9 protein-coding genes are annotated in these 11796 nt (G+C 63.1%); 4 read left to right on the top strand and 5 right to left on the bottom strand.

Annotated elements, in window-relative coordinates; translation table 11 throughout:
* Positions 1-213: 213 nt before the first annotated feature.
* Together E2A64_RS01175 and E2A64_RS01170 are read left to right on the top strand one after the other, a co-directional pair.
* Positions 214-1245, top strand: a complete 1032-nt coding sequence (locus tag E2A64_RS01175) for an aspartate-semialdehyde dehydrogenase (RefSeq protein WP_133282618.1) — start codon at positions 214-216, stop codon at positions 1243-1245.
* A gap of 154 nt (positions 1246-1399) precedes the next feature.
* Entirely contained in the window at positions 1400-2221 is an 822-nt protein-coding gene (locus tag E2A64_RS01170) for a lytic murein transglycosylase (protein ID WP_133282617.1), read from the top strand.
* Between the two features lie 36 nt (positions 2222-2257).
* On the opposite strand, the gene E2A64_RS01165 is transcribed toward E2A64_RS01170, so the two are convergent.
* From E2A64_RS01165 to E2A64_RS01145, 5 genes are read right to left on the bottom strand one after another with little or no spacing between them, the layout of a single operon-like run.
* Complete coding sequence (locus tag E2A64_RS01165) at positions 2258-2677, bottom strand: nuclear transport factor 2-like protein (protein ID WP_133282616.1); 420 nt, start codon at positions 2675-2677, stop codon at positions 2258-2260.
* 40 nt (positions 2678-2717) lie between these two features.
* Positions 2718-3368 carry a carbonic anhydrase gene (locus E2A64_RS01160; RefSeq protein ID WP_133282615.1) on the bottom strand — a complete coding sequence of 217 codons (651 nt, stop codon included), beginning with the start codon at positions 3366-3368 and terminating at the stop codon, positions 2718-2720.
* Between the two features lie 58 nt (positions 3369-3426).
* Positions 3427-4173 carry a DUF429 domain-containing protein gene (locus E2A64_RS01155; RefSeq protein WP_133282614.1) on the bottom strand — a complete coding sequence of 249 codons (747 nt, stop codon included), beginning with the start codon at positions 4171-4173 and terminating at the stop codon, positions 3427-3429.
* Positions 4174-4187: 14 nt separating this feature from the next.
* Positions 4188-5069, bottom strand: a complete 882-nt coding sequence (pdxY, locus tag E2A64_RS01150) for a pyridoxal kinase PdxY (protein WP_133282613.1) — start codon at positions 5067-5069, stop codon at positions 4188-4190.
* Positions 5066-5311, bottom strand: coding sequence for a hypothetical protein (locus tag E2A64_RS01145; protein ID WP_244598107.1), 246 nt, complete (start codon positions 5309-5311; stop codon positions 5066-5068). The genes pdxY and E2A64_RS01145 overlap by 4 nt, the downstream gene beginning before the upstream one ends.
* Positions 5312-5540: 229 nt before the next feature.
* On the opposite strand from E2A64_RS01145, the gene E2A64_RS01140 reads away from it, so the two are divergent.
* The gene (locus E2A64_RS01140) at positions 5541-10337 is read left to right on the top strand and encodes an NAD-glutamate dehydrogenase (protein ID WP_133282611.1); all 4797 of its coding nucleotides are present in this window, start codon (positions 5541-5543) and stop codon (positions 10335-10337) included.
* Positions 10338-10395: 58 nt separating this feature from the next.
* Positions 10396-11793, top strand: a complete 1398-nt coding sequence (locus E2A64_RS01135; protein WP_133282610.1) for an MFS transporter — start codon at positions 10396-10398, stop codon at positions 11791-11793.
* The last annotated feature ends 3 nt before the right edge of the window (positions 11794-11796 follow it).

Below are 11796 nucleotides of genomic sequence, written 5' to 3'. Positions count from 1 at the left end.
GCGGGTTTGTTTTCAATCGCGCGTCGCGGGCCTGGCCATGCGGCGCGCGACGTCGTTTTGATTGACTTTTGGCGGCTTCTGGATCATGAAGGCTCCCGCCATGACAACGATCAAGACCAAAACCACGATCTGAACGCTTCCGCCCCACACTCTCCCGGGGGCGGGATGAGTGGTGCTTGACCAAAAGCAAGGGGGAGAACGGAGCAAGGTAACATGGGTTTCAAAATCGCAATCGCCGGTGCCACCGGCAATGTCGGCCGGGAGATGCTCAACATCCTCGCCGAACGCAACTTTCCGGCCGATGAAGTCATCGCGCTGGCCTCCAGCCGTTCGATCGGCACCGAGGTGTCGTTCGGGGACAAGACGCTCACCGTCAAGAACCTCGAAACCCATGATTTCTCCGACACTGACATCTGCCTGATGTCGGCAGGCGCCTCCGTCTCGCAGAAGTTCTCGCCGAAGATCGCCGCCGCCGGCTGCGTCGTCATCGATAACTCGTCGGCCTGGCGTTATGATTCCGAAGTGCCGCTGATCGTTCCGGAAGTGAACCCTGACGCAATCGAGGGCTTCCGCAAGAAGAACATCATCGCCAACCCGAACTGCTCGACCGCGCAGCTCGTCGTCGCGCTCAAGCCGCTGCACGACAGGGCGAAGATCAAGCGCGTGGTGGTTTCGACCTACCAGTCGGTGTCCGGCGCCGGCAAGGACGCCATGGACGAGCTGTTCAACCAGACGCGCGCGGTCTTCGTGGCCGATCCGATCGAATCCAAGAAGTTTCCCAAGCGCATCGCCTTCAACGTCATTCCGCACATCGATACCTTCATGGAAGACGGCTACACCAAGGAAGAGTGGAAGGTTCTGGCCGAGACCAAGAAGATGCTCGATCCGAAGATCAAGGTCACCTGCACGGCGGTACGCGTGCCGGTCTTCATCGGTCATGCGGAATCGGTGAATATCGAATTCGAAAACGAGATCACCGCCGACGAAGCCCGCGACATCCTGCGCGAGGCGCCGGGCTGCCTCGTCGTCGACAAGCATGAGCCGGGCGGCTACGTCACGCCCTATGAAAGCGCCGGTGATGACGCGACCTTCATTTCACGCATTCGCGAGGACGCGACCGTCGAGAACGGTCTGAACATGTGGGTGGTGTCCGACAACCTGCGCAAGGGCGCGGCGCTGAACACGATCCAGATCGCCGAACTGCTCGTCAATCGCGGCCTCCTGAAGAGCCAGGCCGCCGCCTGATCGGGCATATCCGGAACCGAATTGGAACCGAATGGAGAGGGCCCGCGTTCAGGCGCGGGCTCTTTTCATTTTTCAGAGGCTCCCGTGACTTTCTTGCTCATTACTGGCAAAGTCCGCGCGGGGCGGAATTCTTCTAAATAGAGGTTTCTAAAACATGGTCAGACACGGTCGGCGTCGTTTCGGTATTCTTGCAGCCGCGCTTCTTGCAGCAGGCATTTCCTCTCCCGCCTTCGCGGCGCAATGCGGCAACAACGCCGGCGGGTTCAATAACTGGATCGGTCAGTTCAAGTCGGAAGCCGCCCAGCGCGGCGTTTCACCGCGGACGCTCGATTCCGCCTTCCGCAATGTACGTTACGCCACCAAGACCATCAGCCTCGACCGCAACCAGCACACGTTCAAGCTCTCGCTCGAACAGTTCATGGCAAAGCGCGGTGCGAATGCCATCATTTCGCGCGGCAAGCAGCTGAAGCGTTCGAATGCGGCGCTGTTCCAGGCTATCGAGAAGAATTACGGCGTGCCCGCCGGCCCGCTTCTGGCCATCTGGGGCATGGAGAGCGGCTTCGGCTCCTTCATGGGCAATCAGCACACCGTTTCCGCGGTTGCGACACTCGCCTATGACTGCCGCCGTTCGGCCTATTTCACCGACCAGCTCTATGCGCTGCTCGATCTGATCGAGCGCGGCTGGGTCAGCCCGGAATTCAAGGGCGCGGCGCACGGCGAAATCGGTCAGACCCAGTTCCTGCCGCGCAACGTGATCAATTACGGCGCGTCGGGCGACGGCAACCGTTCGGTGGACCTGCGCTCGAAGGCCGACGCGCTCGCCTCGACGGCCAACTTCCTGCGCGCCCATGGCTGGCAGCGTGGCGGCGGCTATCAGCCCGGACAGACCAATTTCCGCGCCATCCAGGGCTGGAATGCCGCCGGCGTCTACCAGAAGGCCATCGCCATCATCGGCGCCGAGATCGACGGCAGCTGACGGCTCGGGGACTGGCGACGAAGGCGGGAGCCCGGCCTAGAAGTCGGCGCAGCTCTCGCCTTCCATCGTCTGCACGCTTCCGGTGATCCTGCCGCCCGCGAAGGTGAAGACTTCGCGGGTATAGAGTTCATTGGCGGGGAAACGGTAGCAGACGAGCGCCGTGGCCCCGGAATCGGTCGCCGGGACACCGGTATCGAGCCGCCAGTCGAAGCTTGCGCCTTCGATGCTGTCCTTCCACTCGCCGAGCGAACCCAGAAATTCCTGCTTCGTCTGGGTGATACCCAGATCGTCCATGCGGATTTCCGCGTCATCGGTCAGCAGCGAGGCGAGCTTCTCTGCATCGGCGGCAAAAAGTGCCGGATACCACCGGTCGAGGACCGGCGCTCCGCTATCGGCACGGCAAGGTGCCGCCGAAAGGGCGATCGCGCCCAGCAGCAGGGCAAAGAGTTTCGGCATCGGTTCCTCCATCATGTGGCGGGACCAGTGCCGGTCCCCGTCAGGCCACTTCCACCTCGGGGCGGACGAAATCGCCGCTGTCCTTGTCCATGACCCACAATTCGCCCGAGGAAATATCGAACCAGGCGCCGTGGATTTCCAGCTTGCCCTTATCCTCGAGGATCTTCACGCAAGGGAAGGTGCGGAGATTGGAGATCGAGTTGCGGATCGATATGCGCTCCATCGCGGTCTGGCGCTCGGAGCCCGTCATCAGGCTCGATTCCTGGATCTTCTCCGCCGCCGGCTTCAACAGGCTGATCCACTGGCCGATGAAATCGCCGGGGGAAAGCGGCTTGGCGGCGGGGTCGAGGCTCGCGGCGATACCGCCGCAGCGGCCATGGCCCATGACCAGGATATTGCGGATCTTCAGCGCCTGGACGGCGAATTCGAGCGCCGCCGACGTCGAATGGTAATTGCCGTCCGGCTCGTAGGGCGGCATCAGATTGGCGACGTTGCGGACGACGAAAAGCTCGCCGGGACCGCAATCGAAGATGGTTTCCGGCGCCGCGCGTGAATCGCAGCAGGCGATCACCAGCGTGTGCGGCTCCTGGCCGGTTTCTGCAAGCTGCCTGTAGCGCGCGCGCTCGGCGGTGTAACGGCCGGTCATGAAGGTCTGATAACCGGCGAGAAGACGTTCCGGGAATTTGCTCATACAAGCCAATTAGCGGGGTTCTGCGGGGATATCAATATTCCCCGACCCCGGCGGGCGCTCAGCCGTGGATGGCGACCGGAATGCCGTGACTGTCGCGGGCGGGACTTTCGGGCCATGTCCGGGTGCTGCCGTCGCGATGGCGGGCTGCGATCAGCAGGTTCACGGCGGCATCCACCCGGTCGTCCAGCGCCACGCCGCGCGGGGGTGGAGCCGCGAAGAAGCTTTCCGGCATTCCGAGCTTCGTCAACAGCGCCACACGCTCGGCAATGCCGGCCGGATTGACCCGGCCCTTGATCTTCTTGGGCGTTGCCATCGCCGACATGAAATTGAGCACGCAGAAGGAGAATTCAGGATGGCATTCGATCACCCGATCCCGAAGCGCTTCGTCGTTTCGCAGGCTGGCATCGATCTCCAGGATTTTTGGAAACAGATGGAAGGCCTGTTTGGAAACCTTGCGCGGCGGGTTCGAGGTTCGGAGCGATATGTCGCAAGCCGAACGATAATCCGCCGCCTCAACCGCCCCGCGCGCGGGTATGGAAAAGACGCTCGACTGGCGTTGCCCCAGATGGGGGCGGATCGCCTGTTCCGGTCCGCGCCCGCCGCCTGTCACGACGTCCGGCAGGCCTATCGGCATGTCCACCGCGATGATCGCGCCGGGTCCGAGACGGTCGACCAGTGATGCAAAGTCGGAAAAGACGGACATCCGCGGATCGGATATCGCCCCGTGCACCGCGACCCAGCCCGCCGGGCAGCCGTCAACGCCACAGAGAGCGGTGTCGGGCGAAAAATTTCTAAGCCGGCTCATGATTTCTCAGGCGGTCATTTCGGCCCGGTGACGACGCGGCGCATGTGAATCATCGCCATCGGCGTCTTCAGGCTTTGCGCGTCGGTCTCGAGCGTGAGTTCGTCGGCCCCGCGTTTCGACGTGCGGGCAAGGATCTCGAAGACCGCGCCGGTTGCGAGCCGCAAGGCCTTTTCGCTGGAATTGCCCTCGATCAGACGGGCAAGAAAGGTGGCGGACAGGAGATCGCCGAGACCATTCGGCGGGTTCGCGATCACCCGGTGCTCGGCCATCATCACCTGGTCTCCCTCGACCAGCATGGTGCCCGTATTGCCCTTCATCATCGCGAAAGCCGACGTCACGAGAACACGTGCGGGACCAAGTGTCTGCGCGGCTTCGACAAGTGCCTTGGTGTCCGGGATCTTCGCGCCGCTGAGCCAGCCCAGCTCGAAGACGTTGGGCGTGGCGATGTCGGCGAGGGGAATCAGCCGATCCCGAATGCCCTCCGCCAGCGGTCCGGGCACATAGAGGCGTTCGCCGTCTCCCATGACGGGATCGCAGAGATAGAGTGTATCGGGGTTCTTGTCCTTGATGGTCTCGATCAACCGGGCCACCGGCTCGATCTGGCCGACATCGCCGATATAGCCGGTCAGGATCGCGCCCACTTCGCCTATCCAGGGCGCATTGGCGAGATCGCCGGCCAGGCTGGCGAACTGTTCCGCATCCGGAACGATGCGGGTGGCAAGCGAATGGCCGGGGTGCCAAGGCAGCGTGACCGTGGGCAGGGACCATACCGGGAAGCCGAGTGTTTCAAGCGCGAATACCAGCGCGCGATTGCCGACGGAGCCGCGCACGACGTGACTTGAAATGGCGAGAACCGCCGGGTGGCGGACATCGTCGGGCGCACCGGTCTGGCTCATCCGAGAACTCCGAAGATCAGCCAGAAGACGAGCACGACAAAGGCCGCGGCCGCCAGCCCGCGGCCGATGCGGGTGCCCCAGAGTTCGGACGAATCGGTCTGGTCGGCATCGGAGGCTGAAAAGTGGCGGCGCAACCCGTCGGTCGACTGCCTGAGCAGCGGGCTTGCCGAGAGGTTGCCCTGATCGGAAAGCCTTTCGAGCTCTTTCCGCGCCTTGCGGCTGGTCTCGTCGTGATCGTTCATCATACCCGTTTCCGGCGGTTTCAGGCTCTTTCTGTCCTAACACATGCGCGCCGCGCAGCAAGGTTCGGCGGTGCCTGTTTTATCATCGAAAGCATCTTTCCAGCCTTTGGTTGTTTTGTCCCGGCTGTCATGTAATGTCCTCACAAGCCGGTTATTCAACGACCGCAGCCCGGGTGGGGGAGCGTTCTCCGCGGGTCCAATAATAACTCCGGCAACGGGGAGTGATGAGATGACATCCACGCATGATGACGCGGTCGCCGAGATCCTGGCTTCCGTGAAGAAGGCCGCCGCCAAGCAGAAAGACCCTTCGGTCGATCCGGACATCCTGTTTTCCGGAACCAGTCCCGACGATCTCTCCCAGTATTCTCCAGAGGACCTTGCCAGTATCGCGGCGCAATCCGAGAAGGAGATCCGCGCCTGGGACGGCAAGGCGCCACGCATCTCGCTGCTCGAGCCGGACAATGTCGAATGCGATGGCAAGAAGGTCTCGATCCTCTGCATCACCACCGCAAACAAGCCGTTTCTCTATGATTCGGTGATGGGCGAGGTCACCGCTCAGGTTCGCGAGATCCTGCTGACGGCGCATCCCATCCTCTATGTCCGCGAAGGCGAGGAACTGACGCTCTACCGGCCCGGCATCGACCGGTCGAAGGAGAACACGGTCAGCCACATTCAGCTGCACATGCCGCGGCTCGGGCAGAAAGCCGGCGCGACGCTCGTCGAACGCGTCGAATTCGTGCTCGCCCAGGTTCGCAGCGCGGTTCAGGACTGGAAGGCGATGGTGCTTCGCATCGATTCGGCTGCCGCCGATATCGCCTATCTGCGGGTGGATGAAGGCGAGACGGATGCGCGCGACGAGGCTCTGGCCTTCCTGTCATGGCTGCGCGACGACAATTTCACCTTCCTCGGCATGCGCGAATACGTCTATTCCGAGGCTTCGGGCAGCGGCGAGCTCACGCGTGCTGGCTCGCGGGGCCTGGGGATCCTTGCCGATCCGGACGTGCTGGTGCTGCGCCAGGGCAAGGACCAGGTGATGACGTCGCCGGAAATCCTCGATTTCCTGCACGGCCCGGATTTCCTGATCGTCACCAAGGCCAATGTGCGGTCGGTCGTCCACCGTCGCGCGCATATGGACTATGTCGGCGTCAAGCGTTTCGACGAGGACGGCAATGTCATCGGCGAGTTGCGGGTGGTCGGTCTCTTCACTTCCACCGCCTATACACGGTCGGTGACCGAGATCCCGCTCCTGCGCTCCAAACTCGCCAAGGTGATCGACAATTTCGGCTACGACCCGGACAGCCATTCCGGCAAGCTGCTGCTCAATACGCTCGAAGCCTATCCGCGCGATGAACTGTTCCAGATCGATGCCGATCTGCTCACCATCTTCTGCCGCAAGATCAATGAACTCACGGACCGTCCGCGCGTCCGTGTCCTGCCGCGCATCGACCGGTTCGATCGATTCGTGTCCGTAATGGTCTATGTGCCGCGCGATCAGTACGATTCCACCGTTCGAGAGAAGATCGGGGCCTATCTCAAGGTTGCCTATAATGGTCGCCTGTCCGCCTATTACCCCTCCTTCCCGGAAGGCGGGGTGGCGCGCGTCCATTTCATCATCGGCCGCTACGAGGGCAAGACGCCCGAGATTCCACACGATCAGCTCGAGCGCGACATCAAGGCGATCGTCGCGCGCTGGGAAGACGAGTTCCTGTCCATCGGCGGTGAGGATGCAGATCGCATCTATGTCAGCCAGTCCTACAAGGAGCGCTTCAATCCGCAGTCGGCGGTCGCCGATATCGCCGATATCAAGGGGTCGCTCGAAGCCGAAGACGGATTGCGGATCGCACTCTACCGGCAGGACGACGATGACGACGATCATCTCGGTCTCAAGATATTCCATGCGGATACGCCGCTGGCGCTGTCACGCCGCGTGCCGCTGCTCGAAAATCTCGGCTTCCGGGTGATTTCCGAGCAGACGCACGAGCTGGCGGTCGGCGATACCGCCGATACCAAGCGCGCGGTTCTGCTGCACGACATGGAAATCGCGCGCGCCGACGGGCTGCAATTCTCGCTGCATGAGGATTCCGAGCGGCTGAAGGAAGCGTTTCTCTCCGTCTGGCGCGGCGAGATCGACAATGACGGTTTCAACCGGCTGGTGGTGCGCGCCGGGCTGAGCGCGCGCGAGGCGATGGTGCTGCGCGCCATTGCCCGCTATCTGCGTCAGGCGGGGCTTCATTATTCGCAGGACTACATCTCCGACACGCTGTCGCGCTATCCCGACATATCCGTGAAGCTCTTCGATCTGTTCCGGACCCGTTTCGATCCCGATCTGGGGGACATGTCCCGCGAGGAAGCGCTCGAGCGGATTTCGGCCTCGATCGAGGAGGACCTCGCCGAGGTTCCGAGCCAGGACGACGACCGGATCATCCGCCGCTTCGTCAACGCGATTACCTCGATGCTGCGGACGAACTATTTCCAGCGCGACGACAACGGCCATCCACGGCCCAATCTCGCCTTCAAGCTCGATCCGCGGGCACTCGAAGCCCTGCCGGAACCGCGCCCCTTCCGCGAGATATTCGTCTATGGCGCCGCCGTCGAAGGCGTTCACTTGCGCTTCGGCCCCATCGCGCGCGGTGGCCTGCGCTGGTCGGACCGTGCGCAGGATTACCGTACCGAGGTGCTGGGACTGGTGAAGGCACAGCAGGTCAAGAACGCGGTGATCGTTCCCGTCGGCGCCAAGGGCGGGTTCTATCCCAAGCGCCTGCCGGTCGACGGCGGTCGCGAGGCGGTCTTCGAGGCCGGCCGCGACGCCTACAAGCTGTTCATCAGGACATTGCTGTCGGTGACCGACAATCTCGACGGCGACACGGTCCTGCCGCCTGCCGATACGGTTCGCCATGATGGCGACGACCCCTATTTCGTTGTCGCCGCCGACAAGGGCACGGCCACATTCTCCGACACCGCCAATGCGATCAGCCAGGAACAGGATTTCTGGCTCGACGACGCCTTTGCCTCCGGCGGTTCGGCCGGTTACGACCACAAGAAGATGGGCATCACGGCCCGCGGTGCCTGGGAAGCGGTCAAGCGCCATTTCCGCGAGATGGACATCGATATCCAGAGCCAGCCCTTCACGGTGGCCGGTATCGGCGACATGTCGGGCGACGTGTTCGGCAACGGCATGCTGTTGTCGGAGGAGATCCGGCTCGTGGCCGCCTATGATCACCGCGACATCTTCATCGATCCGAACCCGGATTTTGTAGCCGGATTCGCCGAACGCAAGCGGCTCTTCGACCTGCCGCGCACGAGCTGGCAGGATTACGACAAGGAAAAGATGTCGCCCGGCGGGATGATCATCCCGCGCTCGCTCAAGTCGGTTGAGCTGACGGGTGAAGCGGCCAAGGCAATCGGCATGGAGCCCGGGCGCACGACGCCGCAGGACATCATGTCGGCGATCCTCCGCATGGAAGTCGATCTCCTCTGGTTCGGTGGTATCGGGACCTACATCAAGGCCGATGGCGAGGCGGACACGGATGTGGGCGACCGCGCCAACGACGTGATCCGCGTGACCGCCGACGAGGTTCAGGCCAAGGTGATCGGCGAGGGCGCCAATCTGGGCGTCACCCAAAGGGGCCGCATCGCCTATGCGGCCAAGGGGGGACGCTGCAACTCCGATGCGATCGACAACTCGGCCGGGGTGAATTCGTCCGACGTCGAGGTCAATATCAAGATCGCGCTTGCCAACGCCATGCGCGAGGATCGGCTGACGCGCGAGAACCGCAACACGTTGCTCGCCTCGATGACGGATGCGGTGGCGGAGCTGGTGTTGCGCAACAACTATCTGCAGACGCTCGCCATTTCGCTCGCGCATAATGAGGGCCTTGCCGGCCTTTCCGAACATGCCCGGCTGATGAACGCGCTGGAAAGCCGCGACCTGCTCAAGCGCAGGGTGGAGACGTTGCCCGACGATGCCGCCATCGCCGAACGCCGCGCGGCAGGCCGGGCGCTGACGCGTCCGGAGATAGGCGTGCTTCTGTCCTATGCCAAGATCGTGCTTTTCGACGAGATCGTGGGGTCGGATCTGCCCGACGATCCCTATTTCGAAGATGCGCTCATGAGCTATTTCCCGCCGAAGATGCAGGATGATTACCGGCGCGACATCGAAACCCACCGGTTGCGCCGCGAGATCGTCGCCACGCTTCTCGGCAATGATGCGATCAACCGCGGCGGTCCGGCCTTCGTGATCCACATGGGCGACCAGTCCGGCGCCACGGCTCCCGATGTCGTCCGCGCCTTCGTGATGGCGCGTGACGGGCTGTCGCTGCCCGACCTCTACGACCGTGTCGACGCGCTCGACACCAAGGTGCCGGGCGAGTTGCAGAACGAGCTTTATGCCCGGATCGGCCAGGCGCTGAGCGCCTCGTCCACCTGGGCGCTGAAGACCGGCACAGCAATGAGCGGCGAGATCAGCGCGACGGTCGCCGAAATGCGCGCAGCGGTCGCCGAGCACTTGCCGACGCTTCTCGGCGCGGTGCCCGAATTCCTCGAAGGCGAGATCGACGAGACGAAGTCACGGCTTACGGAACTCGGAATTCCCGCCGGGTTGGCAGCCGATATCGCGCATCTGTCGGTACGGGTCATGGTGCCCGACGTGCTGCGGGTCGCGCGTCTTTCGGGCGAGAGCATCGACAAGGTCATCCAGACCTATTTCGCCATCACGGAGGCTTTCCGCATCGGACGTATCCAGGCGGCGGCGGGACGACTTCAGCCGGCAGATCACTACGAGAACCTGGCGCTGGGGCGCAATCTCGACGAGATCTACGAGGCGCGCCGGGTGATCGCGATATCGGCTCTGACGTCATTCGCAGATGCCGAGGACCCGTTCGAGAGCTGGCGGGCCGAGAACCACGGTCGCATCGGACACGTGGCCGGGCAGATCCTGCAGCTGGCGGAGACCGGCGAGCTGACGGTGGCCAAGCTGACAGTGGCTGCTGGCATGATGAGCGATCTGGCGCGCTCGTTGCGCGCATAGGAACCGGTGACGCAGATGCCCGCAGGCGAAGATCGTCCATGCGGCGGAGGGACGCGCAATGAATGAACCGATCGCGGAGAAGCCCGTGCCACGGCGGGGCATTTTCGGCTGGATGATGTTCGACTGGGCGGCCCAGCCGTTCTTCACCGTCGTCATCACCTTCATCTTCGGTCCCTATTTCGTCTCGCAGATGGCGGGGGATCCCGATCTCGGTCAGGCGTGGTGGGGCTATGCGATCACGGCGTCGGGGCTCATCATCGCCATCATGTCGCCGGTGCTGGGTTCCATCGCCGATGCGATCGGGCCGCGCAAGCCGTGGATCGCGGTCTTCGCCGTGGTCAAGATCGCAGCGCTGATCTCGCTCTGGTGGGCGGCACCGGGGTCGTCGCTGTTCTTTCCATTCCTGCTGGTCGTGCTTGCATCGGTGGCGGCCGAGTTCTCGATCGTCTTCAACGATTCGATGATGCCGCGGCTGGTGAAGCCCGAGAATGTCGGGCGCATCTCCAATATCGCGTGGGGGCTCGGCTATCTCGGCGGCATGATCGTGCTGATCTTCGTGGTCCTGTTCATGGCGGGCAATGAGGAGACAGGGAAGACGCTCCTGGGCCTGACGCCGATCTTCGGGCTCGATCCGGCAGAGGGCGAGGGTGCGCGCGCCACCGGGCCGCTGGCGGCGATGTGGTATCTCGCCTTCCTGCTGCCGATGTTCCTCTTCACGCCCGATTATCACCGTCCGACATCGGTCGGGTCCGCCGTCAGCACCGGGTTGCGCGAACTCGCAGGCACGATTTCCGAAGTGCGGCGCAAGGCCGGCATCCTGAAGTTCCTGATCGCCCGGATGATCTATCAGGACGGGGTGAACGGGCTGATCGCGCTCGGCGGCACGTTTGCGGCGGGGATGTTCGGCTGGCAGACGATGGAAATCGGCATTTTCGGCATCATCCTGAACGTGGTCGCCATCGGCGGCTGTATCTGGGCGTCGCGGCTCGACTACAAGATGGGCTCCAAGGCCATCGTGATCATGTCGATCATCTGCCTGCTGATTGCCACGATCGGCATTATTTCCACCGGTCCCGGCTTCACGCTCTTCGGGCTGGTCCAGATGGGGACGACCGAAACCGGCGGATTGTTCGGCACGCCGGCGGAAAAGGTCTACATTCTCTTCGGCCTGCTGATCGGCATCGCCTTCGGACCGGTGCAGGCCTCCTCCCGCTCCTATCTGGCGCAGAGCATCCACCCCGACGATGCGGGCCGGTATTTCGGCATCTATGCGCTTTCGGGCCGGGCCACATCCTTCCTGGCGCCCCTGTCGGTTGCGACCGTGACGCTGATAACCGGATCGGCGCGCTACGGCATGGCGACGCTGATCATCTTCTTCGTCGTGGGGCTGGCCATCCTTCTGGCAACGCCGTTTCCGGCCCAGAAGGTCGAGCGTGACGCGCGGGAGCTGGCCTAGATC

The organism is Pseudohoeflea suaedae, from assembly GCF_004354915.1.
Taxonomy (GTDB): Bacteria; Pseudomonadota; Alphaproteobacteria; order Rhizobiales; family Rhizobiaceae; genus Pseudohoeflea; species Pseudohoeflea suaedae.
This window is presented reverse-complemented; position numbering and strand designations above follow the sequence as displayed.

Bases quoted from the DNA above. Each gene is read 5' to 3' on its own strand.
- E2A64_RS01175 (WP_133282618.1), top strand. From the start codon at position 214: ATGGGTTTCAAAATCGCAATCGCCGGTGCCACCGGCAATGTCGGCCGG.
- E2A64_RS01170 (WP_133282617.1), top strand. From the start codon at position 1,400: ATGGTCAGACACGGTCGGCGTCGTTTCGGTATTCTTGCAGCCGCGCTT.
- E2A64_RS01165 (WP_133282616.1), bottom strand. From the start codon at position 2,677: ATGCCGAAACTCTTTGCCCTGCTGCTGGGCGCGATCGCCCTTTCGGCG.
- E2A64_RS01160 (WP_133282615.1), bottom strand. From the start codon at position 3,368: ATGAGCAAATTCCCGGAACGTCTTCTCGCCGGTTATCAGACCTTCATG.
- E2A64_RS01155 (WP_133282614.1), bottom strand. From the start codon at position 4,173: ATGAGCCGGCTTAGAAATTTTTCGCCCGACACCGCTCTCTGTGGCGTT.
- pdxY (WP_133282613.1), bottom strand. From the start codon at position 5,069: ATGAGCCAGACCGGTGCGCCCGACGATGTCCGCCACCCGGCGGTTCTC.
- E2A64_RS01145 (WP_244598107.1), bottom strand. From the start codon at position 5,311: ATGAACGATCACGACGAGACCAGCCGCAAGGCGCGGAAAGAGCTCGAA.
- E2A64_RS01140 (WP_133282611.1), top strand. From the start codon at position 5,541: ATGACATCCACGCATGATGACGCGGTCGCCGAGATCCTGGCTTCCGTG.
- E2A64_RS01135 (WP_133282610.1), top strand. From the start codon at position 10,396: ATGAATGAACCGATCGCGGAGAAGCCCGTGCCACGGCGGGGCATTTTC.